The organism is Bacteroides cellulolyticus (assembly GCF_025567135.1).
Lineage (GTDB): Bacteria > Bacteroidota > Bacteroidia > Bacteroidales > Bacteroidaceae > Phocaeicola > Phocaeicola cellulolyticus.
Window position 1 is genome coordinate 524,198 of record NZ_JAOQJJ010000001.1, and the last position, 26,043, is coordinate 550,240.

Annotated in this window: 24 protein-coding genes and 1 pseudogene; 14 read left to right on the plus strand and 11 right to left on the minus strand. The window is 43.5% G+C overall.

Annotation, left to right across the window (positions count from 1 at the left end):
• The first annotated feature begins 5 nt into the window (after positions 1-5).
• From cobT to cobC, 3 genes are read left to right on the plus strand one after another with little or no spacing between them, the layout of a single operon-like run.
• The gene (cobT, locus tag OCV82_RS02260) at positions 6-1,046 is read left to right on the plus strand and encodes a nicotinate-nucleotide--dimethylbenzimidazole phosphoribosyltransferase (RefSeq protein ID WP_154042904.1); all 1,041 of its coding nucleotides are present in this window, start codon (positions 6-8) and stop codon (positions 1,044-1,046) included.
• 28 nt (positions 1,047-1,074) lie between these two features.
• The gene (locus tag OCV82_RS02265; RefSeq protein WP_154042905.1) at positions 1,075-1,824 is read left to right on the plus strand and encodes an adenosylcobinamide-GDP ribazoletransferase; all 750 of its coding nucleotides are present in this window, start codon (positions 1,075-1,077) and stop codon (positions 1,822-1,824) included.
• 13 nt (positions 1,825-1,837) lie between these two features.
• Positions 1,838-2,383 carry an alpha-ribazole phosphatase gene (cobC, locus tag OCV82_RS02270; protein WP_154042906.1) on the plus strand — a complete coding sequence of 182 codons (546 nt, stop codon included), beginning with the start codon at positions 1,838-1,840 and terminating at the stop codon, positions 2,381-2,383.
• 8 nt (positions 2,384-2,391) lie between these two features.
• Here the strand turns inward: cobC and cbiB are convergent, their stop codons facing one another.
• From cbiB to OCV82_RS02320, 9 genes and pseudogenes are all read right to left on the minus strand, one after another.
• Entirely contained in the window at positions 2,392-3,348 is a 957-nt protein-coding gene (gene cbiB / locus OCV82_RS02275; RefSeq protein WP_154042907.1) for an adenosylcobinamide-phosphate synthase CbiB, read from the minus strand.
• A complete protein-coding gene (locus tag OCV82_RS02280) occupies positions 3,330-4,349 on the minus strand; it encodes a threonine-phosphate decarboxylase (RefSeq protein WP_154042908.1) in 1,020 nt (339 codons plus the stop codon). Before OCV82_RS02280 ends, cbiB begins: the two co-directional genes overlap by 19 nt.
• Complete coding sequence (locus OCV82_RS02285) at positions 4,342-5,841, minus strand: cobyric acid synthase (RefSeq protein ID WP_262542806.1); 1,500 nt, start codon at positions 5,839-5,841, stop codon at positions 4,342-4,344. Before OCV82_RS02285 ends, OCV82_RS02280 begins: the two co-directional genes overlap by 8 nt.
• A 157-nt stretch (positions 5,842-5,998) precedes the next feature.
• Positions 5,999-6,230, minus strand: a pseudogene (locus OCV82_RS02295) (cobyrinate a,c-diamide synthase); the annotation flags it as partial.
• A 326-nt stretch (positions 6,231-6,556) separates the two neighbouring features.
• Positions 6,557-6,769: a DUF3791 domain-containing protein gene (locus OCV82_RS02300; protein WP_262542807.1), complete on the minus strand. Its 213-nt coding sequence runs from the start codon at positions 6,767-6,769 to the stop codon at positions 6,557-6,559.
• A 16-nt stretch (positions 6,770-6,785) separates the two neighbouring features.
• Positions 6,786-7,283: a DUF3990 domain-containing protein gene (locus tag OCV82_RS02305; protein WP_154042909.1), complete on the minus strand. Its 498-nt coding sequence runs from the start codon at positions 7,281-7,283 to the stop codon at positions 6,786-6,788.
• On the minus strand, positions 7,280-7,495 hold the full coding sequence (locus OCV82_RS02310; RefSeq protein ID WP_118525515.1) for a DUF3791 domain-containing protein: 216 nt from the start codon (positions 7,493-7,495) through the stop codon (positions 7,280-7,282). The genes OCV82_RS02305 and OCV82_RS02310 overlap by 4 nt, the downstream gene beginning before the upstream one ends.
• A gap of 722 nt (positions 7,496-8,217) precedes the next feature.
• Positions 8,218-8,526: a HigA family addiction module antitoxin gene (locus OCV82_RS02315; RefSeq protein WP_022163465.1), complete on the minus strand. Its 309-nt coding sequence runs from the start codon at positions 8,524-8,526 to the stop codon at positions 8,218-8,220.
• Positions 8,527-8,533: 7 nt separating this feature from the next.
• Positions 8,534-8,896: a KilA-N domain-containing protein gene (locus OCV82_RS02320; protein ID WP_154042910.1), complete on the minus strand. Its 363-nt coding sequence runs from the start codon at positions 8,894-8,896 to the stop codon at positions 8,534-8,536.
• Positions 8,897-9,479: 583 nt separating this feature from the next.
• On the opposite strand from OCV82_RS02320, the gene OCV82_RS02325 reads away from it, so the two are divergent.
• The 7 genes from OCV82_RS02325 to OCV82_RS02355 all read left to right on the plus strand — a co-directional run bounded on the left by OCV82_RS02325 (position 9,480) and on the right by OCV82_RS02355 (position 16,604).
• On the plus strand, positions 9,480-9,926 hold the full coding sequence (locus OCV82_RS02325) for a MarR family winged helix-turn-helix transcriptional regulator (protein ID WP_154042911.1): 447 nt from the start codon (positions 9,480-9,482) through the stop codon (positions 9,924-9,926).
• Positions 9,927-9,945: 19 nt separating this feature from the next.
• Positions 9,946-11,223: a TolC family protein gene (locus tag OCV82_RS02330; protein ID WP_375338113.1), complete on the plus strand. Its 1,278-nt coding sequence runs from the start codon at positions 9,946-9,948 to the stop codon at positions 11,221-11,223.
• Positions 11,224-11,227: 4 nt separating this feature from the next.
• Positions 11,228-12,295, plus strand: a complete 1,068-nt coding sequence (locus OCV82_RS02335) for an HlyD family secretion protein (protein WP_154042913.1) — start codon at positions 11,228-11,230, stop codon at positions 12,293-12,295.
• Positions 12,292-13,896: an MFS transporter gene (locus tag OCV82_RS02340; protein WP_154042914.1), complete on the plus strand. Its 1,605-nt coding sequence runs from the start codon at positions 12,292-12,294 to the stop codon at positions 13,894-13,896. The genes OCV82_RS02335 and OCV82_RS02340 overlap by 4 nt, the downstream gene beginning before the upstream one ends.
• Positions 13,897-13,982: 86 nt before the next feature.
• A complete protein-coding gene (gene zupT, locus OCV82_RS02345; RefSeq protein WP_154042915.1) occupies positions 13,983-14,771 on the plus strand; it encodes a zinc transporter ZupT in 789 nt (262 codons plus the stop codon).
• A gap of 107 nt (positions 14,772-14,878) precedes the next feature.
• Positions 14,879-15,562, plus strand: coding sequence for an MIP family channel protein (locus OCV82_RS02350; RefSeq protein WP_154042916.1), 684 nt, complete (start codon positions 14,879-14,881; stop codon positions 15,560-15,562).
• Between the two features lie 190 nt (positions 15,563-15,752).
• Positions 15,753-16,604 (plus strand): helix-turn-helix domain-containing protein, encoded by an 852-nt coding sequence (locus tag OCV82_RS02355; RefSeq protein WP_154042917.1) that lies wholly within the window; start codon positions 15,753-15,755, stop codon positions 16,602-16,604.
• A gap of 43 nt (positions 16,605-16,647) precedes the next feature.
• Here OCV82_RS02355 and OCV82_RS02360 read toward each other — a convergent pair whose 3' ends face one another.
• Entirely contained in the window at positions 16,648-17,232 is a 585-nt protein-coding gene (locus tag OCV82_RS02360) for an HdeD family acid-resistance protein (RefSeq protein ID WP_154042918.1), read from the minus strand.
• A gap of 200 nt (positions 17,233-17,432) precedes the next feature.
• Here OCV82_RS02360 and OCV82_RS02365 point away from each other — a divergent pair, with 200 nt between their 5' ends.
• From OCV82_RS02365 to ccsA, 4 genes are all read left to right on the plus strand, one after another.
• On the plus strand, positions 17,433-18,725 hold the full coding sequence (locus OCV82_RS02365; protein WP_154042919.1) for a hypothetical protein: 1,293 nt from the start codon (positions 17,433-17,435) through the stop codon (positions 18,723-18,725).
• A 43-nt stretch (positions 18,726-18,768) separates the two neighbouring features.
• Positions 18,769-19,959, plus strand: a complete 1,191-nt coding sequence (locus OCV82_RS02370) for an imelysin family protein (protein WP_154042920.1) — start codon at positions 18,769-18,771, stop codon at positions 19,957-19,959.
• Between the two features lie 116 nt (positions 19,960-20,075).
• Positions 20,076-21,752: a di-heme oxidoredictase family protein gene (locus OCV82_RS02375; protein ID WP_154042921.1), complete on the plus strand. Its 1,677-nt coding sequence runs from the start codon at positions 20,076-20,078 to the stop codon at positions 21,750-21,752.
• A 72-nt stretch (positions 21,753-21,824) separates the two neighbouring features.
• Positions 21,825-24,029: a cytochrome c biogenesis protein CcsA gene (gene ccsA, locus OCV82_RS02380; RefSeq protein ID WP_262542808.1), complete on the plus strand. Its 2,205-nt coding sequence runs from the start codon at positions 21,825-21,827 to the stop codon at positions 24,027-24,029.
• Between the two features lie 835 nt (positions 24,030-24,864).
• On the opposite strand, the gene purT is transcribed toward ccsA, so the two are convergent.
• Entirely contained in the window at positions 24,865-26,034 is a 1,170-nt protein-coding gene (gene purT, locus OCV82_RS02385) for a formate-dependent phosphoribosylglycinamide formyltransferase (protein ID WP_154042922.1), read from the minus strand.
• Positions 26,035-26,043: the final 9 nt, after the last annotated feature.

Below are 26,043 nucleotides of genomic sequence, written 5' to 3' on the forward strand. Positions count from 1 at the left end.
AGAAAATGAAAGAGTTTAATATCAAACCAATACACGATCCGCAGTTTGAACTGGAAGTAATCGACAAAATAGACAATCTTACAAAACCAAAAGGTTCTTTGGGCCGACTAGAAGAGCTTGCCAAACAGATTTGCATGATCCAGCATACACTTTCTCCACGTTTAAGCAATCCATACAACATTCTGTTTGCCAGCGACCACGGTATAGTGGAAGAAGGAGTTAGCGTCTCTCCAAAAGAAATAACATGGCAGCAACTATATAATTTCCTGGATGGTGGTGCTGGAATAAACTTTCTGTGCCGACAGCATGGATTTGAACTGATGCTGGTAGATGCCGGAGTAGATTATGACCTGCCTTACGACCGTGGAATAATCAACATGAAGGTAAGAAAGAGTACCCGCAATTATCTTCGTGAGGCGGCAATGACCAAAGAAGAAATGGAACTGTGCATAGAGAGAGGAGCTGAATGCGTGGAAATGGCCCATAATAAAGGATGCAACATAGTAAGCTTCGGCGAGATGGGTATAGCAAACACATCAGCCTCATCGCTTTGGATGTCATCTTTCGCAAATATACCATTAAAACAATGTATCGGTGCCGGAGCAGGACTGCATGCCAAAGGCATTGAGCACAAATATCAGGTCCTGAAACAGGCACAGGACAATTTCAAGGGAGAGCACACTGCCGAAGAAATCATTTGCCGTTTTGGAGGATACGAAATGGTAATGGCTATAGGAGGAATGCTTAAAGCCGCCGAACTCAGGATGATTATCCTTGTTGACGGATTCATTATGAGCAACTGCATACTTGCTGCTTCGCAACTTTATCCTGAAGTTTTGCAATACGCCATTTTCGGTCATCAGGGTGACGAAGCCGGTCACCGTATTCTGCTGGAACATCTCAAAGCATCACCGCTGCTTCATCTCAATCTTCGTCTGGGCGAAGGAAGCGGAGCTGTCTGTGCCTACCCTATAGTAGATTCTGCAGTCAGAATGCTGAATGAGATGGACTCATTCAAAAAAGCGTCTATAACAAAATACTTTTAAACTCTAAAGACTAAAAAAGACTATCGGAATGAATCAGATTCTTGCAGCTTTTATATTCTTCACCCGTCTGCCGTTCTGGAAAATCAAAAGCGTACCGGACGAATGTTTCAAACATGTAGTCAGCTATTGGAGTTTCAGCGGATGGCTCACGGGCGGTATCATGGCGATATGTTTCTGGGGTGTCAGCCAGATACTTCCGGTCCCAATAGCGGTAATAGCGGCGCTTACAGTCCGTCTTCTCATAACGGGAGCATTGCATGAAGACGGACTTGCCGACTTCTTCGACGGCTTTGGAGGCGGAAGAGACAGGGAGAGCACTCTCAGGATTATGAAAGACTCCCATATCGGTACATACGGTGTCTTGGGATTAATCATATACTATCTTCTGGGGTATCAGCTTCTGAGTTCTATAAATCCGTCATACACTCCGTTTATACTGCTATGCTGCGATTCTTTCTGTAAATTCGTGTGCAGTCACATATTATGGCTACTGCCCTACGCCCGTAAAGAAGAAGAAAGCAAAGCAAAGGTTATATACTCAAGACAAAACTACAAGGAAGAAACAGCATCAGCCATCGGAGGACTGCTTCCGCTTGTATTCATGCCCCACAGTTTCTTCATTACACTGCCGGTTCCGATACTGGTATTTATCTATATACAACACCTGTTGCGAAAACGATTGGGTGGATATACAGGCGATTGTTGCGGAGCGTCATTTCTGATATGTGAACTGTCAATGTGGTTCTCCATTGCAATAGTTTCAGGATTGATCCGATAAAAACCTAAATACGATGAGTACAGGAAAAAAGAAGAAAATAGTATGGGTGAGACATACCACCCCGGATGTAATCCCGGGAACATGTTACGGCCAGACTGATGTACCGTTAAAAGCTTCATTTGAAGAAGAGGCATTAAGATGCGCCGGACAGCTAAAGAAATACTCATTCCAGAAAGCATATACCAGTCCACTCTCACGCTGCACACGGCTTGCCGGGTTCTGCGGCTTCAAGGAAGCTGTCCATGACCCGCGGCTTATGGAGATGAATTTCGGCGACTGGGAGATGAAGCGTTATGACGAAATAGATGATCCATATCTGTCCCGGTGGTTCGACGACTACTTCCATCTACCAGCCCCTAACGGCGAATCTCTGGAAATGCAATATTCCAGAATATCAGCCTTTATTGACGACATTCTTAAAAAGGATGAAAACGAGATCGTAGTTTTCTCCCACGGCGGAAGTATAGTATGCGCTATGATTTATGCCGGTATGGCAACATTCGAGAACGGATTCAGCAAACAGCCCTCTTATGGTGAAATTGTAGAGATGGAGTTTTGATACCCGGACTACGATACAGGAAAAACCCCTGACGACATATAAATCACGGCGGCAACAATGATAATCATAAAAACTTCCGAAATCCTGTTTATACGGATAGCCACATCAGCATCCTTGCGTACAAACAGACGGTTGTTACTGCCGATAAATGGTTTATACACCAGCTCCCCGAAATAATTGTGAGGTCCCCCGAAACGGCAATTCAAGATACCGGCAAGCGCAGCTTCCGGATAACCGGAATTAGGACTTGCGTGTTCATGCCCGTAACGAAGCACAAATCTCAACAGCGACGGACGTCCGGAAGCCATTACCATCAGAAAAGCAGTGATACGTGCCGGTATAAAATTGGCGATATCATCAATCTTTGCCGCACAATATCCAAACAGGCGATAACGTTCGTTCTTGTACCCTATCATCGAATCAAGGGTATTTATCATCTTGTACGTCAGCATACCAGGTACACCCAGCAGCATAAACCAGAATAACGGAGCAATCACCCCATCACTCAGATTTTCAGCCAAGGTTTCCAGTGCAGCGGCACGTACTTCCTGACCGTCAAGCTCGTTTGTATCCCTGCCGACAATACGTGCAACCTGATTCCTGCCTTTTTCAAGTGACACTTCCATGGCATCGAATACCATCCTGACCTCGTCTATCAATGTCTTTCCTGCCAGACAATAGAACACCGCGACTGACGAAATAGCAACACCAGCCCAGTTACTATATGAAAAAACATATTTCAGGAGAAAGTAGGATGCCGTAAAAACAACCGCTATAAGAAGCAAGGCCGTAAACGCTCCCTTTATGCGACGGAAACGTCCACTATTCAGTCTATGTTCGAAAAAGCGAATCATATTTCCAAAACCTACCACAGGATGAGGCAGCCAAAGAGGGTCGCCCAACAACTTGTCCAACACTACTCCCACAAGCAACGGCAACAATACATTCAACGTATGCAAATCCATTCTTTAATACAATTAATCAGTTCATCATTTTCTTCAGGCATCTGTACGGCAATCCTGAAGAAACGTTCGTCAAGTCCATCAAAATTCGAAGCGTCACGAATCAAGATTCCTTTTTCCACTGCCAGGAAAGTTTTCAGTTCCGAAGCCTTACCTTTTTTCAGGCGCACAAGCATATAGTGAGTATCCGATTTCATGACATCCATCTCCCCAGTCATCTCCAGAGCAGAAGCCACACGGTCTTTTTCACGGAGCAACGCAGGCAAATCGATTTCAAACTCATCATGATGAGTCAGCAGATAATGGCCCGCCGATATGGCAAGAGCATTGACAGACCACGGCATCTTGCACTTCTTCAAGCGGTTTATCAGTTCCGGATTTCCGGTAACTCCACCCAATCTGAGCCCCGGAATGGCAAAATGCTTCGTCATGGAATGTAGCAACAGCACATTCGGTAACATAACAGTTTCCTTGGCCGACAATAACGAGACCGCGGTAAAAGCCTCGTACGACTGGTCTATTACAAACAGACATCCCGGATTATTGACTATCATCTTACGGAGCTCATCCACATCCACGGCTTTCCCCGTAGGATTGTTAGGATTACATATCCAGCAGATATCGCAACCGGAAATATCCATCCGCTCAAAAGAATAAGCCTTTATGATTTCATGCGAATGCAACCCACACGCATCGGCATATTCGCTGAATGTAGGCATCAGAATTACCGAACGGCTTTTCCTGAAAGCCTGGGCTATAAGATAAATAGCCTCGGTAGCTCCGTTTGTGACACAAATCGAAGTATCCACAATATCCAGTTGCTCCGCCCACAATCTTTCCAGAGAATATGGCTCCGGTTCAGGATAAGAACGTATGCATGATATCACACTGCACAAATAGGCATTAAGCCCGTCATGAGAAACATTTCCATAAACATTCGAGCTGAAATTCATACGGATTCCATTCCTGTACTGAAAAATATCATCACCGTGTCCTTTAATCATTATCTGAAAGCATTTTATACAACAATGGCATATTTATGTGCGAACGAACATGAGCAGCCAGCCTGTCATACTGTTCTTCCTTAAATGATAGATAATCGGATATATTCCCTTTTTCAATGTCTGTATAAGGCGCCAACAGATAATTGACAACAGCTTCATTATCCAATATTCCATGCATATACGTACCAAAACATTTCTCTCCCACTCTCCATCCTTCGGCTGTTCCATCCTGCAGATAATTCAAAGGAACTGCATCGCTGTCAGCCGATATACTGCTTTGTCCCATATGAATCTCATATCCTTTGCAGATATCTCCGTCCTTATCCAGAAATCTGAATTCAGTCTGGCGTGTAACCTTTTCCGACAGCATGACAGTAGAAACAGGCAACAGTCCAAGTCCCGGCAAACGGCTTATTCCTCCTTCCACACCGTCCGGATCTTCTACAGACAGTCCCATCATCTGATAACCTCCACAGATACCGAAAACGGTTGCTCCGTTTCGTGCCGCCCTGACTACAGCCTCGGCCACCCCGTTCCGGCGCAGGTCCAGCAAATCATCCAGAGTACTTTTTGTTCCAGGCAATATCACTATATCAGCCTTGCTTATCTCCTCTGTATTATTGGTATAATACAGATTTACACGCTCATCACGCTCCAAACGGTTGAAATCAGTAAAGTTTGACAAATGACGCAACAGGACGACCGCAATGTTAACCTTTCCGCTTACTGCCGCACGCTGTTTCTGCTGCAATTCCAGAGAATCCTCCTCTTCTATATAGATTTCCTTATAATAAGGAATCACGCCAAGCACCGGCACACCGCAAGTCTCTTCCATCATTTTCACGCCCGATTCAAACAGGCGTAAGTCACCACGGAACTTGTTTACTATTATTCCCTTTATGCGCTTGCGGTCTTCCGGCAACTGCAATGCAATAGAGCCGTAAGCACTGGCAAACACACCGCCACGGTCGATATCAGCCACCAGAATTACATCCGCACCGGCATACCTTGCCATCGGCATATTGACAAGATCCGTATCCCTAAGATTAATTTCGGAGATACTTCCCGCACCTTCCATCACTATAGGATTATAACGCGCCGCCAGTCTGTCGAAAGCAGCACATACCTCACGGCGCAACTCGTCCCTTCCCTCTTTGCGGAAATATTCGTACGCACTGCGGTTACCTATAGGCTTTCCGTTCAATACCACTTGCGATGTATGATCCGAGCTCGGTTTCAGCAGCAGAGGATTCATATCCGTATGACACGGCACACCTGCAGCCTCCGCCTGTACAGCCTGCGCCCTGCCTATCTCCAGACCTTCAGGAGTGGCATACGAATTGAGAGCCATATTCTGTGCCTTGAAAGGAGCCGGACGATAACCGTCCTGCAGGAAAATCCTGCACAATGCCGTTGCCAGAACACTCTTACCAACATCACTGCCTGTACCGGCCAGCATCAAAGGGTGTAATCGTTTGATATGTATAGTCATTGATTTCTAAATTTGATTATTATTGATCAGAATCTTTTTTCTTTCTTTTGTAAGAAAATTTTAACCATTTTTCTTCCTGCCATTGTTGCCTTTGCATCTCGAACCTAGCCATGACAATAAAATTGAAAGCGGCATCCTTCGCCAAAGCTATTTTCGGCCGGTCATAACCGTCGAACAGGCCCATCACACCTTCAACCACACACCGACGCGTCTTTAGCGTAATGAGAATAAACCTCACCCACGTGACGTTCAGAAGCCATCCAAGTATCCAGATTTACAGATTCCCTACCGGCGGCTATTGTATGAAATTTTCCGTCAATATAATCGGGACCGCATTTAAACGGTTGTACACACATTCCCTTTCTTTTGAGAACGCGCAACAGTCCCATCGTAAACGTAGTTTTTCCGCTTCCTGACGCAGCAGCACCAATCAAAACTGAGGTTTAACTGACAACATATAGTCTCCTATCCTTTTATAAAACGGACACAAAAGTACGAATAAAACAACAGATAACCAACTAAATTGTCAGGACGCCAATAAAACCATTCTTAATAATACGCTTATCTTATCTCACTTTTCAATAACTGCCGATACAACCTCTCTCAGCGGCAAATTGTCCGATTTTGGTATAAGTTATATATTTACAAGCCTAACCATTTTCCCCCAAAAAGCACGAAGCCCCATGCTTACGGTATAAAAGTCATAAAGAAGTTATCAGTTCACCTGAAGGTGGACTTCAGAAGGATTATTTCCTTTCCATTCCATCAGCAATTCATCGGCAAGATATTCATCGCTAAGGCAATGCATATCAGCAACTCCATTGCTTATAAGTTTATAAGTTTCAGAATCATAAAAGAAGGCAAGCGCATCTTCGTATTTTATCTGTAACTTATCTGCAAATAAGCGGACAATACGCGCATATTTCATCTGCAATACTATTTTATCAGCCAACATATTCACCTCCTTCTGCTTTTATTTCTTCCGCCCCAATAAAATGTAAATGGTGTAAAAGTACATCTTGATTTAATATACACAGCTGATGATTGGGATGTTCATATGCCAATCTGCCAAGCGCATCTTCTTTACTCATAGCTCCTGAGAAAAACAAATCTATTGTATTAAATACTTTATCATTGGCTATACCTCCTTCCACAATATCGTACATCATTTCATTAAGTCCCTTACGGCATTTACCAACGTAATCCAACCACTCTTCATCATAACTTTCAAATACTTTCACAACATAGCCTGACAACTCCTCATCCAACAGATATTCATTGACAAAAGCACGCTTGCCACGCAATAAAAAACGCTGTGCATACTTTTCTGCCTGAATGCGTATAGATGTCAAATAAAAGCCCTTGCCAAAATCCAGATGTTCACGTGAATGATATACATCGGGAGTTTCTATCACCCTGTCCGAAGCATGATACAGTCTCATTCCAAAACTCCTTTCTCCTTCATATATGAAATCAAGTCGTCCACAATATATTCTTTACTGAATGTATGTAGCACCTCATATCCCGGTAATAGATATTCAGTAAGAATACCAGATGAGCGCAACATACCATATACTTTACCTGCACTCATTTTCAAAGCATCAGCCAGACTGCCGACACAAAACGTTGTAAAACACAGCTGTTCAAAATTCATAAAATTACAAATTGAAATGTGAGGTATATGCAAATATAAAACTTATTAATTAGATATAACCCTGCCAGCATATATTTTTTCGTTTTCTTAGGCCTTTATGATTTTCACTCTTTTCCTTCCTTACATTCCTAAAGCACGAAGCCCCCGGCAAAGTAAATCTGCCGAAGGCTCCTGTTTTTTATTCTCTTATCTCGCTTTTCAATAACCTCCAACACAACCTTTCTCACAATCGGCATGTGCCTGACGGAAGCCGGAAGACAAATGGCTGGGCATTGCAGACGGCTTTAAGGCCATCTGGATAGAAGAAGACCGCGAACAACTGAAAGGAAAGGGAAAGGATAAGGATATACTGCAGAATCTGCAATTCACCCGGCGGTATATTAAAGGCAAGAATGTTGTCCTGCTGGATGATGTACTCACTACCGGAGAAAGTTTCAGGCAGCTGAAACGAAAAATGGAACAACTGGGAGCATTGTCCGTTGTCGGGGTGTTCCTGGGAAAGACAGTGTAATATTTTGATTCTTTTGTTTATTTCTTATCTTTTTAGTCTAGTGATTGCCTTTTCTTATTCTTCCACTTCACCAGCAACTAACAGAAATCTCATACTTACAGCATATTGGCTTTTTTCAATATGGCACGGGCTATTATCAATCCAAAAGACCTGTTCCACCTTCTCCTTTTATCAGGAGAAGCGGGACAAGAAACTTTCTATGTAACGTGAGCTACAGCATGGCGGCATACTTGCGTACCTGCTTCAGACGCTCCATAAAAGAGGGGTCAGCAGCCGCCTGCTGCATATTGCAATCAAGCTGCATCCGCATCAGTAGCGAAGCACTGATACCCAAAGCTGCCTCGAAAAGCATCGCTGTCTGCGTAGTAATCGGCCTGCGGCAGTTGAGAATGTCATTCAATACCTTGTAGGAGATGCCCATCTGCTCGGCCAATCTGCGCTGCGAGAGCTTGCGTTCTTCGGTCTCTTCCTTCAGCAGTTCGCCCGGATGTATAGGGCGTTGACAGATGTATTTTCCCATAATTATTCTATTTATAATGGTTTGATAATTCAAGTACATACGTTCCGCCTCCGGCACCGTTTTTCGAGAGGATGCCAACCGCTCCGGTCAGTTCCACCCACCTTGAAGGACTCATGGTGAATGCATTGCTGCCCGCTTCTGCCAGAAGGGGGTCGAATTCGACCCCTTTAAACGCGGGGTTGTTTAGTTGCTCCCACAGTCCGAGGTATTCCAGCGTGTTCTTCAGTCGCATCCAGTTCTTCACCACGTCTTTAGGCTCGGCAGGATTTTTCTGGCGGGCGATGTCCGTGATGCAGATATAGTCAATGCCATTATGCTGCAAGGTCCTAATGGTGGTACCTTTCACCTGGAGGGTCGATTTCTTTGCCATAGTATTCTTTTTCTTTTGATTACGCTAACAAAAATAACCCTTTTCCGGCAATAATCATTCTATTTCCTATACAATCTTTTAAAGAACGCTTGTTTTGTGCTGCCGCCTGCGAAAGCGGCCGTCGCACCATTCTGTCTATGGGCAGCTCCGGCTTGACGCTTGCGCCGGGGCAGCTGTATGTGGAATGAAGGTCTTCGTTTCGGTGTCGTCAAAATAAATGGTCGTACCGTCAGTTACGAACTTACCGTTCTCTCTCTTGTAGGGCACGTTGGTAAAGCCGGCGAATGTCCAGTCCTACCGTACCGCTTTCCGTAAACTTGATGGCATTGCTCAGCAGATTGTTGCCGATCTGTACCAGCCGGTTGCGGTCACCCATCAGAATGATGTCGCTGCATCCGGTAATGCGCAGGGTCAGGTCTTTGGCTTCAGCCCGTGGTTCAAATTCTGTCTGAATTAGATTTCATTGCTTATTTAATTCTAAATATTCCACTTCAAAACATATCAGTCGGCAAAATTAGTCAAATATTTGACTAATTGAATAAAAAGAATTACTTTTGTAGCGTGAATACAAAAACTTAATTCGATGAATCAAAACGAAAAAGTTATTTCAAGGGCATGTATCCTGCAACTTATCCGTACACGTATGGCATCACGACAGGCGATGCAGAAACTGCTGAAAGAGTCAAATGCAGGAATAACATTCGAAATGCTGCAGATTATGAGCTGCCTGTGGAGCGAACAAGGCATAAGCCAGCAGATACTGGCGGAAAGAACGGCTAAAGACAAGGCATGCCTGACAAATCTGATGACCAATCTGGAAAAAAAAGGTTATGTATGCCGACAGGAAAATCCTAACGACAGGCGTAACAAACTAGTCTTTCTTACGGAAGAAGGTGAAAAATTCCATCAATGGATAGCACCGAAACTGGACGATTACTACAAAAGGCTTGAAGATATAATTGGAAAAGAAAAAATACGTCAGACAGAAATACTGCTAAAAGAACTCCAACATGCCATTGAAACTTACTAGACATATCTTACCGTTATTGATGACCACAGCGTATGCAATAACAGGACATGCACAAACCGACTCTATGCATATATCGCTGCAACAACTATTCGATTTGGGAACGGAAAACAGCCTGCAACTCTCTGCCGACAGGCTGAAAGAACAAATGGCATACGAACGTACACAGACTGCACATATGGCAAAACTACCCGACATCGGGATAGGATTAAAGGGAGGTTTCCTGGGACAACCCATTGTGTGGCAAAACGGACTGAGCAATCCAAGCCGTCCGCAGACACCGGACTGGCAACAGAATTATGCCATCGACTTCACACAACCTTTATATCAGGGAGGACGAATAAAATACAATGTCCGCAAGGCAAACATTGAACATGAAGTGGCAATACTGCAAACAGCCACAAACTGTGCCGACATTAAATTATCACTTCTGGAACAATATCTCAGCCTGTTCAGTCTGTACAAACAATGCATGGTGCTGAACAGAAACATAGACGAATCAAAAAGAAGACTGAAAGACATCCGACGCATGGAGGAAGAAGGTCTGATAACGAATAACGATGTGCTGAGAAGCGAAATGCAACTGACAGAAAACAGGCTGTCGCTTACGGAAACAGAAAACAACATACGTCTGGTTTCACAGCAGCTGGACATCCTGCTAGGTCTGGACGAGACATTGCTGCTGATACCTGATACAGCTTTACTGGGACAGGATTTCGTGACAGAATCATATACGGACTACGTAAACAAGGCTTTCTTTTCCGACCCGTACATACAAGTGCTGCAAAAGCAGACTGAACTGGCACAGAACAACGTCAGAATAGTACAGGCTGAAAAAATGCCTCAACTTTCACTCACGGCTTCAAACACTCTGGCAAGACCGGTTTCAAGAACCTTGGCAGATATGTATAACAACAACTGGAACATAGGATTGTCGGTCAGTTATTCATTGTCGTCGCTGTACAAATACAAACATCGCATGAACGAAGCGCGCCGTGGAGTAATGCTGAGCCGGAATGCCGAGGAACAGCAAAAACAGCATATCCGCACTAACATAAATGCCGCATTGCTGAAACACCACGAGGCGATAAACCAAGTGGAAGTATTGAGGCTGTCAGTGAAACAGGCTGAAGAGAATTACAGGATTATGAACAACAGGTATCTTAACCAGCTTGCAATCCTCACAGACCTGCTGGATGCCGACAATCTACGTCTTAATGCCGAACTGGAACTCACTACGGCACGCACAAGAGTGATTTATACTTATTATGAACTACAACGAGCAATAGGAAATATATAAAGCCATGTCTGTCTATAACAAATACAAACGTTTGAGAAAACAAAAACTGCGTAACATCGTACTCAATACGGTATGTCTGATAATAGCTGTCTCCGGACTTATATGGACAGTAAACTATTTCAGGAGATATTTCAGTTATGAAATAACAAATGACGCATTTGTAGATCAATACATCGCACCGGTAAATATACGCGTGTCGGGATACATAAGCGAGATACGTTTCAAAGAACACCAATACGTAAACGAAGGTGACACACTGGTAGTGCTCGACAACAACGAATATCTGATACGCCAGAAAGAGGCACGTGCGGCACTTCTTGACGCCCAAGGCTCGAAGGATGTACTTACATCGGGCATACAGACATCGCACACCCGCATAGCGGAACAGGAAGCCAACATAGCGGAAGCAAAAGCTAAGTTATGGCAGTCCGAACAGGATTTCAGAAGATACGAACGGCTTTTGAAGGAAGAGTCCGTGCCACGACAGCAATACGACGTGGCTAAAGCCAATTACGAAGCTGCGCAGGCCAGATACACAGCACTGTTAAGCCAAAAAGAAGCGGCAAGATCACAATATGACGAGGCAAACAAAAAACAGGTAAATGCTGAGGCAAGTATCCTTCGTGCGGAAGCTGCCCTTGATCTGGCAAACCTGAACCTTTCATATACTGTAGTCACTGCTCCATACTCCGGTTACATGGGACGGCGCACACTTGAGCCCGGACAATACGTAAGTGCAGGACAAGTTCTGTCATACATTGTCAGACAGTCAGGCAAATGGATTACTGCCAATTATCGTGAGACTCAGATAGAAAACATATACATAGGGCAGCCGGTAAGGATAAAGGTTGACGGACTGCCGGGGAAAATACTTCACGGACATGTTACGGCAATATCCGAAGCCACAGGTTCAAAATATTCACTTGTACCTACCGACAATTCCGCCGGAAATTTCGTTAAGGTACAGCAGAGAATACCTGTCAGGATTGATCTTGACGACGTAAGCGACGAATGCATGAGTCAGTTACGCGCCGGTATGATGGTTGAAACCGAAGCATTGAAGAAACGATGAAGACTGCACGCGAATTAGACATTCCGATACGCCGCTGGGTGCCCGACTATATAGGAGTAATAACAGTATTCCTGATTATACTGCCTGTAGCAATGCTTAACGGGACTTACACGGGAAGCATAGTAGAAGTATCGAACACCCTGGGCGTATATACCGAGGATATAACCATAGGATATTATGCCGCTTCGGCAGGAATGGCCATATCCTACCCCATCGTACCAAAAATTCTGAACGCCTTCTCATCGAAATCCCTGCTTCTGGCAGACCTGACTTTACAATTCTTTTTGAGCTGGTTTTGCGCGCGACAGAACAACATCGAACTGCTTATAGCCTCAAGTTTCGTCATAGGCTTCCTGAAAGGGTTCATCATGCTGTGGGTCATACGCAGAATAAAATTCATATTCAGCCCCAATGATGTGCGCAGCGAATTCTATGCGTACTTCTATCCTCTGGTTTTCGGAGCTGGACAATTGTCAATGGTAGTAACAGCACTCCTGGCATATCATTACGACTGGAAATACATGTATTATTTCATGATGATACTGTTGCTGGTGGCCATTGTTGCCATCATAGTATTTCTACGCCACGACCGTCCTTCGAAACCTGTAGCGCTGAGCGAACTGCATCTTCGCGAAATGCTTATAATATCCACCAGCATACTGATGCTGATATATGTAATAACATACGGCAAGACACTCGACTGGATGGCATCGTCGAGGATTTGCCTGTATATAGCCATCGGGCCGTTCCTGCTTGCCCTGTTCATATGGGAACAGTTCCATTCGCCCAAGCCATACGTAAGCCTGAAACCGTTATTGCAGTGGAAAGCCATACTGGGATATTTCTATATGATACTGATAATGTTTTTCAGTACTTCGACTAATCTGATGACAAGCTATCTCACCACCATACTGAAAGTTGACAATACGCACAGCTATACACTCTATATATGGCTGTTGCCCGGATATATAGTAGGTGCCATAATATGTTTCTGGTGGTTCCGCTGGCAAAGATGGCGCTTCAGGTTTCTAATAGCCGGAGGCATGGCATGCTTTGCGTTTTTCTTCGGGTCACTGTATTTCACCATCTCACCCGACAGTACATACGAGATGCTGTTTTTCCCTCTCTTCATGCGTGGTCTGGGAATGCTCACTCTTATAATAGCATTTGCGCTTTTTGCGGTAGAGGATCTTCCACCCAAATACCTGCTGTCGAACGCGTTTTTCCTCATCACTTTCCGGTCGGTACTTACACCTGTCATGGCATCGGCTTTCTACAGCAATACATTATACCGGCTACAGCAAAAATACATGGTGCAGCTGGCCGAGAATATCACACTGACCGACCCTCTTGCCGCATCACGCTATTCATCGGCACTGACAGGCAATCTGCAACAAGGATATGGAATAAACGAGGCCACACAACTGGCGACAAATACGATGAACAATATTCTGCAGCAACAATCTACACTATTGGCTCTGAAACACATTCTGGGATGGTTGTTTGCGGTTACTCTTGTTATCGCCGTCATATCCCGCTTCATTCCTTTTCATAAGACTGTACGCGTGCCTGTAATACATACGGGTGAAGATATGGTGTGATGTGAAAAAAATTATTATTTCATCAAACTTTTTTCCGGGATATATGGTTATTATATTTGCAGGATATAATTAAAAACCAAATAAAGATGATAACCAACAACGACATGCTGTTGGCCTTCGGGCTTACACTGATAGCCGGACTGTCAACCGGCATAGGCAGCCTTATAGCATTGCTGTCGAAAAAGACAGACACACGTTTTCTGTCGGCGTCACTGGGACTGTCGGCAGGAGTAATGATTTATGTATCATTCATGGAGCTTATGCCGGAATCCGTGCATCTGCTCAGCGGAATATACAGTGAACGCGAAGCTTCGGTATATATGCTTCTGGCCTTTTTCATAGGTATAGGGCTTATAGCACTTATAGACTTTCTGGTTCCTGAAGATGAGAATCCGCATGAGATACATTCGTCGCAAGGCAATGACAAAAAACTGAAGCGGACGGGAGTGATGATGGCACTTGCCATAGGAATACATAATTTTCCGGAAGGACTTGCAACATTTACATCGGCGCTTACCGACCTTGAAATAGCCATACCTATTGTGTTTGCAATAGCCATACATAATATACCTGAAGGCGTGGCTGTGTCTGTTCCTATCTATCACTCCACAGGAAGCCGCAGGAAGGCATTCTGGTATTCATTCTTGTCGGGAATGGCCGAACCTATCGGCGCACTGATAGGAATACTTTTCCTCATCCCCTTCTGGACCCCTTCAATCAACGCGCTGCTCCTTGCCCTGGTTTCAGGAATCATGGTATATATATCATTCGATGAGCTGCTGCCAAGCACAGAAAAGTACGGACATCACCATTGGGGAATTACCGGTGTAATCTCCGGTATGGCAATTATGGCGGTAAGTCTGTTGCTGATATAATATAAAGAAAGCAAATACCTGATTTTGTGTTAAAACAGGCTTTTAATTTCTATTTTCAAAGAAAAATATGTACATTTATAGACATAAACCTATAAAACCTTATGTTTATGAGAAAGTACATTGCAGAACTATTAGGCACTATGGTCCTTGTATTGCTTGGATGCGGTAGTGCAGTATTTGCCGGCGGTACAGCCGACATCGTAGGTGCAGGAACAGGAACTATCGGAGTTGCGTTAGCTTTCGGCTTATCAGTAGTAGCTATGGCATATTGTATCGGAAACATTTCCGGATGCCACATAAACCCTGCCATCACTTTCGGAGCATGGATAAGTGGCAGGATTGATACCAAAGACGCCTTTATGTACATAGTGTTCCAGATTATCGGAGCAATCATAGGAGCAATGATACTGTCGATACTGGTTGGAACCGGCGGACACGCAGGACCTACAATGACAGGAGCCAACACTTTCGACAACGGAGAAACAGCACAGGCATTCATCGCCGAAGCGGTATTTACTTTCATATTCGTACTAGTGGTATTGGGTGCGACTGACGAGAAGAAAGGCGCAGGAAACATGGCAGGACTGGCAATCGGACTCACCCTGGCACTGATACACATTGTATGTATTCCTATTACGGGAACATCTGTCAATCCGGCAAGAAGTATAGGTCCGGCCATCATGGAAGGCGGACAGGCACTTAGCCAGCTCTGGCTGTTCATCGTTGCACCGTTGGTTGGTGCGGCATTCAGCTCACTGGTTTGGAAATTCATAGGCGGAGGCAAACGTTAAAAAGTCCCGTCATTTAATATCAAATCCACCCCTGTATTGCAACAAAAATATTGTTACAATACAGGGGTTTTTGCTTTATCAAATACATTTACAATAAAATAAAAGGGCAAAAACAAAGAAAAATGGGTCTTTTTTTGGGATTTAATATATAATCAAGTAATTTTGCTTGACATAGAAACAAGCATAAAATATGACACATTTAGAAAAACTGGATTATATACCTCAAAACATAGACCTGATGGCAGGAATGGATATTACGGGAAATATCAAACATCTGTTCAAGACTCCATCAAAGGTTCCGGGATATATGTTTCTGTTATGTTTCCAGGGAACATGTTCAATAACAGTGCATCTCACACAATACACAATGAAAAAAGGGACATTGCTTATATTGCTACCGGACCTTTATTTTCAGATATTGGAGCAAAGTGATGACTGTAAATTCATTTTTGCCGGATTTGCCACAGAACTTGTAAGAAGCTCGTCACTATTCTCAAAATCAATAGAATACACTCCGTTTATATTCGAGAAACCTGTTTTGCAACTTGACAAGAAGGCGTTTGACCTTATGTATAGTTACTTAAGGATAATTATCAAGGCAAAAAACATTTCGAACAACATTGTCACACAGGAGCAGGCAGCACTGACTTTCACCCAGCTGATTTTGGGACTTGGAAATCTTATAAAGAACGGAAAGAGTGTAAACCAGCAATATAACAGAAACCAGGAAATAGTGAAAGAACTTGTCAGAACTGTGGTAATGAACTATCATACGGAAAGAAACGTAAGTTTTTATGCTGACAAGATGCATCTGTCGCCTCAGCACCTCAGTACTACAATAAAGAAGATTACGGGAAAGACCCTGACAGACATCATATCCTCATTCATTATAAATGATGCGAAAGCAAAACTGAAATCAACGGAAATGACGATTCAGGAAATAGCCTACTCGCTGAACTTCCCTGACATCTCTTTCTTCGGAAAATATTTCAAAAGATATACAGGCATGTCGCCTAAGCAATACAGAAACACTGAATTATAAAAAAAGGAAATGCAATGTCTCATCAACATTGCATTTCCTTTTTTTATTTATCCTTAATCTCTTCTATCGGAGTTATATCGACTATGTTTTCCTCTTCTTTCATTACTTTTTTCTTGAAGCGGATCAGCCTTATCAGGTCAGTCAGCGAATAGACTATAGCGGAAATACCAAGTATCGTAAAAGGAAGTGTCGCTGCCTGGAACGGATTTGCCAAGACCACTATACCTGCCAATAACACCAACACAGGAATAACATACATCAGGAACGGCACTCTGGTGATACTGCGCACCGAGATGAAATTAAACAACTGCGAAAGTCCTGCCAAAACCAACAACACTCCAAGTACATACATCAGTGTGGTAATGAAAAAGTCAGGCATAATCATAAGCCAGAATCCCAGCAAAGCACTACCCACTGCAGCAACAGGAAATACAGATTTTATTCCTGCCTCTTCCCTACGCTTTGCAGTTGCAAAATATCCAAACACACCTATAAGTCCTGGTAGCAGGAACAGAACTCCAATTGTTATCACAAGATAGCGTACAGCTTCGCCTGGCCATACCACCAACAGAATGCCTATTATAAGAGCACATATACTGCTCAATGCATAGTAATTAAAGTTTCTCATAACAAAATTTTTGTTTTTATTATCAATACGAATTTAAGTATTTATTGCATAAATAACAAAAATATCTCCAATTTGATTGCCTCATATACCTACTTATAGGTATTTTTAAGTATAATTTTACCAAATTATAGGTATTGACGCCACTTTAAAAAGCGGATACCTTTGCCATGACTTAAAAACTATAAAACGGACATAAAATCATGGCAACTGGAAAAATCTTATTTACGGCCGTTTTCTCGGCCCTTACACTCAATGCCGCATTTGCCGACAACAGTGCTGAAAACAAGAAAGAAGAAAAGAAAGAAAGCAGACTTACCTTCGGAGGATATGGCGAGGCTGCCTACAGCAGAAACTTCTTCAGTGACAACTATCTCAGATACACCGATGCGAAAAACTATACCGGAGAAAGTCACGGCAGATTTGACCTTCCACATGTTGTTTTCTATGTGGGATATGACTTTGGCAAAGGATGGTCGTTGGGTAGTGAAATCGAGTTCGAGCACGGAGGAACTGAAAGCGCCGTAGAAATAGAAGAGGAAGAAGCCGGCGAATACGAGAGCGAAATAGAACGCGGAGGCGAGGTGGCACTCGAACAGTTCTGGATTCAGAAATCTTTCTGCAAGGAGTTCAATATCAAGATGGGACATATCATAGTACCTGTGGGAGGGACAAACCAGCATCATATGCCAACAGAATTCTTCGGGGTCTATCGTCCGGAGGGTGAAAACACCATCATGCCTTGTACATGGCACGAAACAGGAATCAGTCTTTGGGGACAGGCAGGAAAATGGAGATACGAGGCCATGTTACTGCCCGGACTTGATTCCGACCGTTTCAACCGTATGAACTGGATTCAGGGTGGAGCCGGAAGTCCATACGAATTCAAGATTGCAAATGCAATGGCAGGAGCTTTCAGAGTGGATAATTACTCGATTAAAGGGCTGCGACTTTCAGTGAGCGGATATGTAGGCAACTCGTTCAGCAACACTCTGAGCAGAAGCAAGAAAGAGAAGTTCAAGAATGTGAAAGGTACAGTGGCTATAGGGGCATTCGATTTCGGATATAATGACCACAACTGGATAGTCAGAGGCAACTTCGACTATGGCCACCTGTCCGACGCCCAGTTGATAAGCGAATACAATATGGGAATGAGCAGCAACTCCCCTTCCCCAAAACAGGCAGTAGCATCTGATGCCATTGCTGCAGGTATAGAAGCCGGATACGACCTTTTCTCTCAGTTCGAAAAGACAAGGGCAAAAAACCAGAAATTCTACATCTTCGGAAGATACGATTACTATGACTCGATGCACAAAACCAGCGGACTGAAATACGAATACTGCGGAAGAAACCGCATAGCAGCAGGTATCAACTATTTCCCAATGAAACAGATTGTCATCAAGGGGGAATATTCCATAGGACTTCTGAAAGATATTTACAATAACGAGCCTGCCATATCGCTCGGCATAGCCTACGCAGGATTCTTCACAAGATAATCCACAAAAAACAAACATGTATAACTTTAATTCAACAACTAAAATGAAAAGTATTTTAAAGACTTCTGCCTTTATAGCAATGAGTGCTATCATGGTAACATCAATGACATCGTGCGATGAAAACAATGGTGAAAACCCAAGCGAATTGTCTGCAAAGGAGCAGACACTGAAAGATGCCGTTACTCCATACGTGAATAACACCGTAATCACCACCTACAAGAGTATGGCTGATGCGGCCATCAAACTGATGAATGCCTGCAATGAAGCGAAAGACAAATTCGACGGCGACAAGAGCGGTGCTCAGGAAAAGATTAAAGAAGCCGGTAACTACTGGAAGGAATCAAGAAAATACTGGGAGCTGAGCGAAGCATTCCTCTTCGGAGCCGCAGCCGATTATAACATCGACCCGCATATCGACTCATGGCCTCTTGACAAGGTGGCTTTGGAACAGCTGCTCAACAACCAGGGCATGATGAACGCTATCGGTGAAGGAGGTGGAGCATACGTAAGCGCAAACCTGGGATACGGTCTGCTTGGTTTCCATGCCATTGAGTATATGCTCTTCCAGCTCAACGCATCAGGCGACAAGTCATCGGCAAGAGACGTAAATTCACTAAACAAAAACCAGATGATTTACATGGCAGCTGTGGCTGAAGACCTGTGCTTCCAGTGTGTACGCCTCGAAGCTTCATGGGCAGGCATGGACAATGTATCATCCGAAAAACAGACTATACTTACCGACAACGAACTTGAACCAACATTCAATTACGGAGAAAGCATGCTAAATGCAGGTCAAGGCGGTAGCAAATACGTCAATTACACTGATGCCGCACAGGAAATCCTTCAAGGCTGCATCGACATTGCCGACGAAGTGGCTGAACAGAAAATGGGACGTCCTGCCAACGGAAGTAGCGAAGAGGATAAGAACTATATCGAATCGCCATACAGTCTCAACTCTATTGTTGACTTTGCGGATAATATCCGAAGCATCAAAAATGCATACGAAGGCAGCAATGACGGAGACAAGTCCGTGAGCGATTTCATAGCATCGGTTAATGCAGAAAAGGATAAAGCTGTAAAAGACGCTATAGCAGCCGCAATAACATCTATAAAGAAAATTCCTGAACCATTCGCAAAGAATGCTACAAGCCAGACTACCAAAGATGCCATAGCAGCAGTGGCTAAAGTATCAAATACACTTAGTGAAGCAGCAAATGTATTGAATGAAAATTAATAATAAATATTTACAGTTACAGTGTAAAGTGTGTAACCATAGTGTTATACACCTTTCACTGTTTAACAAAACATAGACATGTATTAAACATCCTTTAAATGTAAAATAACTAACTTATGAAGAAATTTTATTTACTTGCAAGTACAGCGTTATTTGCCGGACTGACTGCATGCCAGGACAATACCGGCGACACACCGGATAACGGCAACCAGCCAGGTGAGCTTCCTGAATGGTACTACACAGGCGGTGAATTAGGCACAGCTTTTCTGGCAACCTCTAATGCCTTAGAACAACCAACTCCGGCAGTAGAACAGGCCGGCATGGACAGCCAGTTCAAGAACGGAGAAGCACTATTTGAAAAACCTTTCATGAGTAATCATGACGGAGTGAGAAACGGACTAGGTCCTGTGTACATACGAACATCGTGTATACACTGCCACCCAGGATACGGACACGGGAAGAGACTTCCTGCCGGAACATTCGAAACAAACAGCATAGGAAACGGATGTCTGCTGGTAGTTTATAATCCACAGACAGACGCATACGTAAGCTGGCTTGCAGGTATGCCACAGACACATGCGGTGGAACCATTCAAGGCTCCTCTGGACGAAAGCAAGATAACTGTGAAATGGGAAAACCATACAGACCAGTGGAACAACACATTCCCCGACGGAGAGAAATACGAACTGCAATATCCCGAAGTAACAATTCCTAAAGAAGCTATATACGTCTACAATCAAGGATATACCCTGCCGGAAGACTATGCCGTAAGATTGGAATCAACTATCGGCATCTATGGAACAGGACTTCTTGATGCCATATCGGACGAAGACTTGAAAGCCGAATATGCAAAACAGGAAGCCGACAGACTATTGCCTAACGGTATAAATCCGGCATTCTTCAAGAATGGAGAATGGGTGAAACAATACAGCAACACCAAGCCTACAGATGTTATCTCCGGGACCCCTATGGAAGAACATCCGTTCAAATTCACATATGCCCTGAGCCGCGGACCTCTGCAGGATGCTGCAGGAACAAACGCTCTTTGGAACATCACAAACGTGACAAGAACCAACAGACGATACCACTATCTTGACGCTGCAGGAACATACGCCAAATATTCTGCCAAAGACCCTGAAGTACAGGCCGGATATAAGGATTATATAGAGCAGGCAGACCCGGAAAAGAACCATCCTACATGGCACCCCGCTAGTGATAATCCGGCAGACATTGAAGCTGCCATTTATGCTTATCTCACTTCGAAAGAACTTGATGTAGAAATGAGCGACGAGGATTACGTGGATTTCATGGTATGGCACAGAGGTCTTGCAGTGCCGGCAGCAAGAAACGTTGACGACCCGGATGTACTGAAGGGTAAAGAACTCTTCGAACAGATAGGCTGCACATACTGCCACAAACCGTCATGGACTACTGGCGACGACAATTTCTACGACCCTAACGGCGTTTTCAGCAAAGGCGACAATCGCCTTCCTAAATATCCTAACCAGAAGATATGGCCTTACTCGGACATGATTCAGCACAAGCTATACATGGTGAACGACATACGCACAGGATGGTGCAGGACAACTCCGCTTTGGGGAAGAGGATTGCACCAGAGATGTACAGGCTCGGCTACAGCCGACAGACTTCATGACAACCGTGCGCGCAACGTAATAGAAGCAATCATGTGGCATGGAAACGAGAAGAGTGACGCATACTATACCGTACAGAAATTCAGGGAATTGTCAAAAGAAGACAGAGATGCAATAGTAAAGTTTATCGATTCGATATAAGATATAAATATACAAGACTGTCCTCCCATCTGCACATCGGAGGACAGTCTTTCAAACAGACATTCGCTATATATGACCAACAAGTTGCTGAAAATATCCAAACAGACTACTATCATAACTATTTCGCTGCTGATAATAATCATGGTGTCAGCCACAATAGCAGAAAAAACATACGGCACACCATTTGTCAGCCAACATTTCTATTCTAACCCTATTTTCATTGCATTATGGTTTGTAGCCGCCATTTCCGGCACAGTATATATTCTAGAACGGAAACTGAATAAACGGATAATCACTTTCTGTATGCATGCCTCCTTCATCGTTATACTGGCAGGTGCATTCATAACCCATACCTCAGGACTGCAAGGTAGCATACATCTCAGAATGGACGAAAATCCCAAGCAGAGTTTCAAGACGACAGACGAAACGGAACACAAACTTCCCTTCAGCATTTCGCTAAAGGAATTCCGGACAGAATATTACTCCGGCACAAACACACCCATGGATTATGTAAGCACAATATCAATACACGACGGTTCGGATACGGAAGGAACAGTCTCGATGAACCGTATATTCAAACACAGAGGTTACCGTTTCTACCAGTCGGGATATGATGCCGACGGAAAGGGAAGCACACTATACGTAAGCCACGACCCGATTGGCATTGCCGTCACTTACACTGGATATATACTACTCTTTCTTTCAATGATACTGTTCTTCTTTGAAAAGAAATCCGCTTTTAAGAAGAGGATATCTGCAGCATGCATATTACTGTCAATACCATTTGCGTCATCGTTTGCCGAAAACAAACTGCCACCTACTCTCCCTGCAGGTACAGCTGAAGTCTTCGGAAACATACGCGTAAACCATAACGGACGAATTGCTCCACTGCAAACCCTTGCCATTGATTTCACAAAAAAGATATACGGAGGAAAAAGTTATAAAGGACTGTCGGCTGAACAGGTACTGACAGGATGTTTCTTCTATTACGACTACTGGAAAGAAGAGCCGTTTATCCGCATAAAAAGCAAATATGTTCAGAAAGTACTGGGCATAGAAGGAAGGTATGCCAGACTGACCGACTTTATAGGAAGAAACGGATTTAAGATAGACAATCAGCTGAAAACAGAAAAAGACATAAAGCGCATCCGCGAACTGGAAGAGGCAGCGGAGAAATTCAGTCTGATAAGCTCTTTATGTACGGGAAATCTTCTGAAGATATACCCGGTATTCGACAATGAGAAAGGTACATATACATGGTACTCCATTCCGGACAATCTGCCATCGGACATTGAACGCGACAAATGGCTTTTCATAAGATACAGCATGAACTATATTGCAGAGAAAGTGGCAATGAAAGATTTTGGCGGAGCAGAAAAACTGACAGACAAAATCATAGGATTTCAGAAAAAGGAAGCCGGGAACTCACTGCCATCGGATACTGAATTCAAGGCAGAGAGGATATACAATTCATTTGCCAATCTGAAACTGCTCGCCATGTTCTGCCTTACAATAGGCATATTCGGCTACATATTCCAGATTTATAATGTAGTAAAGGGAAAGAGAAAGAACGGAACAAACCTCTGTCTGTTTATACTGCTGTTCCCTACCCTGGGCTACGTGTCTGGGATTATTGCGCTGAGATGGATTATAAGCGGCCACATACCTGTTTCGAACGGTTTTGAGACTATGCTGATTATGTCTGTCGTATCAATACTGTTCAGCATTATTTTCTACAGGCATATGAATAATTCCGTATCGGTAGGATATATAATTTCCGGACTCGCTCTGCTGGTGGCAATGATGGGCGACAGCAATCCTGCCATAACACCGCTTATGCCGGTTCTGTCATCACCGCTTCTGAGCATACATGTTATGTCCATCATGATTTCTTACTCCCTGTTTGCCATCATGATGCTGAACGGAATATCTGCCGAAATTCTTCACAGGAGCGGGAAAAGAGACAATGAGATTTGCAGTCTGGAAAACAGCAGCCGTATAATCCTTTATCCAGCCGTATTCCTGCTGGTGTTCGGAATATTTATCGGAGCGATATGGGCAAACGTGTCGTGGGGAAGATATTGGGGATGGGACCCGAAAGAGGTATGGGCACTCATCACCATGCTGATTTACTCGGCAGCACTGCATACCGAGTCTATCCGTTCTTTCAGAAGTCCGATGTTCTTCCACCGTTTCTGCATACTGGCTTTTATCTCGGTGCTGATCACTTATTTCGGGGTAAACTTTATACTTGGAGGTATGCACAGTTACGCGTGAGTGAACGGGTGATGAACGGTTGCTGAACGAAAGCTGAAAATTACTTTTTGTCAAAATGATATTTCAAGCTTTCTTAAATCAGGAAATTCAGTGGAATGTATATTCTGTTTCCTAAAATCGAATTTTCACGGGTACAAGCAAATACATAATGATAGATATATTCATATTAATAAAGAATTTATAATCTAATTTATAGGATAAAAACATCAAATTATCAGCATATTCGCATCCAAGATATCATAATCACAAAAAACTTTTATTTAAATGAAGATAGAATATAGAACGAAAAAACAGTGAATTTCAGCTTAAATTCCGCCCAAATTCCACTTCAAAAAAAAATGTACTGATGTCTTGGATAGGATGTGCCACCATTTTAGTGAAAACACACGCCCATTTTTGATGAAATAACAGTCCGTTTTATGGCATTTGACTCATAACGTATCGCCATATTTAACTATCATACAGTTTTTAGTTATTATATTTTCAAGTAAACACCATAATTAATTTAACATTTCATTTTATTTAAGCCAAACAGGGAAATACACAAGACAGGAAAAGTACAAATTAATTATCATTTTGATAAATAATGTAGGGATATAACATCTTTATGTACATAGAAATTATCCAACCAAGAACCAGACAAATTATATACCTATTAAATATGATTATACTAACCAATCATATTGACCATACCTTAGGACTTATATCAAGACTTTAATAAAAAACAGAAACGCCCGCCGTACACCGAGTTCATCCAGTGTTCAGCGGGCGTTTATCTAACATTCATTCTGCGTTAAGCGCGCATTAATTTCCGATTATTTTCAGTTTAGACGTATCAATATACTTCCACTTTTGCTGCAAGCGACTTACATTTGTCACGCAGTGCATCAAGGTCACCTCCTACCTTGTCATAGCAAACTACTACGCCCATACGACGGTTAAGTTTTGTATATGGCTTGCCGAATATACGCAAGTATGTGTCAGGCTGGGAACATACATTCTCTATACCCTTATAGCGAGGAGCGTCCTTGCTTGCTATCGGTGAAAGAATTACCGCACTTGCACCTATGTGTTCCTGAGTAATTCCCGGTATAGGCAATCCAAGAACAGCATACAGATGAAGTTCGAATTCGTTGAGGTTCTGTGTATTTGCCAATGTCACCATACCTGTGTCATGAGGACGTGGTGAAAGTTCTGAGAAATAAACACCATTGTCGTGGCTCAAGAAAAATTCCACTCCCCAAAGTCCGTAACCGGTAAGAGCTTCAGTTACTTTTGCAGCCATCTGCTGTGCCTCAGCCAAATGTTCTGGAGCGATACGTGCCGGCTGGAAGCTTTCGCGATAGTCGCCTCCCTTCTGTACATGGCCTATAGGAGGGCAGAACAATGTAGGACCGTTCTTCTGAGTAACTGTAAGAAGAGTAATCTCGCTGTCGAACTTGATGAACTCTTCTACAATGAGTTCCTTGATGTCGCCACGGCTTCCGCTGCATCCATAATCCCATGAATACTGAAGATCCTCAGGACCTTTGGCTACAGACTGTCCTTTTCCGGAAGACGACATCAATGGTTTGATAACACAAGGATAACCTATCTTCTCGGCAGCCTCTTTAAGTTCTTCGTATGATTTGGCATAGAAATATTTGGCAGTCTTAAGTCCCAGTTCTTTTGCGGCGAGGTCACGTATCTCCTTACGGTTCATTGTAAAGTTCACGGCTCTTGCACTTGGAACAACCTGAATACCTTCTTTCTCCAGATGGAAAAGACGTTCTGTACGAATAGCCTCAATTTCAGGTACAATAATGTCAGGGCGATATTTTGCTACAACCTTGTCAAGCGCATCGCCATCAAGCATACTGAACACCTCACACGCGTCGGCAACCTGCATTGCGGGTGCACCGGCATAAGAATCACATGCAATCACATACTGTCCCAATCTCTTGGCGGCAATTACAAACTCCTTTCCCAATTCTCCGGAGCCAAGCAAAAGTATTTTTTTAGTCATAATTATAAG

Coding starts and splice junctions, on each gene's coding strand:
- cobT (WP_154042904.1), top strand. CDS start 6: ATGAAAGAGTTTAATATCAAACCAATACACGATCCGCAGTTTGAACTG.
- OCV82_RS02265 (WP_154042905.1), top strand. CDS start 1,075: ATGAATCAGATTCTTGCAGCTTTTATATTCTTCACCCGTCTGCCGTTC.
- cobC (WP_154042906.1), top strand. CDS start 1,838: ATGAGTACAGGAAAAAAGAAGAAAATAGTATGGGTGAGACATACCACC.
- cbiB (WP_154042907.1), bottom strand. CDS start 3,348: ATGGATTTGCATACGTTGAATGTATTGTTGCCGTTGCTTGTGGGAGTA.
- OCV82_RS02280 (WP_154042908.1), bottom strand. CDS start 4,349: ATGATTAAAGGACACGGTGATGATATTTTTCAGTACAGGAATGGAATC.
- OCV82_RS02285 (WP_262542806.1), bottom strand. CDS start 5,841: ATGACTATACATATCAAACGATTACACCCTTTGATGCTGGCCGGTACA.
- OCV82_RS02300 (WP_262542807.1), bottom strand. CDS start 6,769: ATGAAATATGCGCGTATTGTCCGCTTATTTGCAGATAAGTTACAGATA.
- OCV82_RS02305 (WP_154042909.1), bottom strand. CDS start 7,283: ATGAGACTGTATCATGCTTCGGACAGGGTGATAGAAACTCCCGATGTA.
- OCV82_RS02310 (WP_118525515.1), bottom strand. CDS start 7,495: ATGAATTTTGAACAGCTGTGTTTTACAACGTTTTGTGTCGGCAGTCTG.
- OCV82_RS02315 (WP_022163465.1), bottom strand. CDS start 8,526: ATGGGAAAATACATCTGTCAACGCCCTATACATCCGGGCGAACTGCTG.
- OCV82_RS02320 (WP_154042910.1), bottom strand. CDS start 8,896: ATGGCAAAGAAATCGACCCTCCAGGTGAAAGGTACCACCATTAGGACC.
- OCV82_RS02325 (WP_154042911.1), top strand. CDS start 9,480: ATGAATCAAAACGAAAAAGTTATTTCAAGGGCATGTATCCTGCAACTT.
- OCV82_RS02330 (WP_375338113.1), top strand. CDS start 9,946: ATGACCACAGCGTATGCAATAACAGGACATGCACAAACCGACTCTATG.
- OCV82_RS02335 (WP_154042913.1), top strand. CDS start 11,228: ATGTCTGTCTATAACAAATACAAACGTTTGAGAAAACAAAAACTGCGT.
- OCV82_RS02340 (WP_154042914.1), top strand. CDS start 12,292: ATGAAGACTGCACGCGAATTAGACATTCCGATACGCCGCTGGGTGCCC.
- zupT (WP_154042915.1), top strand. CDS start 13,983: ATGATAACCAACAACGACATGCTGTTGGCCTTCGGGCTTACACTGATA.
- OCV82_RS02350 (WP_154042916.1), top strand. CDS start 14,879: ATGAGAAAGTACATTGCAGAACTATTAGGCACTATGGTCCTTGTATTG.
- OCV82_RS02355 (WP_154042917.1), top strand. CDS start 15,753: ATGACACATTTAGAAAAACTGGATTATATACCTCAAAACATAGACCTG.
- OCV82_RS02360 (WP_154042918.1), bottom strand. CDS start 17,232: ATGAGAAACTTTAATTACTATGCATTGAGCAGTATATGTGCTCTTATA.
- OCV82_RS02365 (WP_154042919.1), top strand. CDS start 17,433: ATGGCAACTGGAAAAATCTTATTTACGGCCGTTTTCTCGGCCCTTACA.
- OCV82_RS02370 (WP_154042920.1), top strand. CDS start 18,769: ATGAAAAGTATTTTAAAGACTTCTGCCTTTATAGCAATGAGTGCTATC.
- OCV82_RS02375 (WP_154042921.1), top strand. CDS start 20,076: ATGAAGAAATTTTATTTACTTGCAAGTACAGCGTTATTTGCCGGACTG.
- ccsA (WP_262542808.1), top strand. CDS start 21,825: ATGACCAACAAGTTGCTGAAAATATCCAAACAGACTACTATCATAACT.
- purT (WP_154042922.1), bottom strand. CDS start 26,034: ATGACTAAAAAAATACTTTTGCTTGGCTCCGGAGAATTGGGAAAGGAG.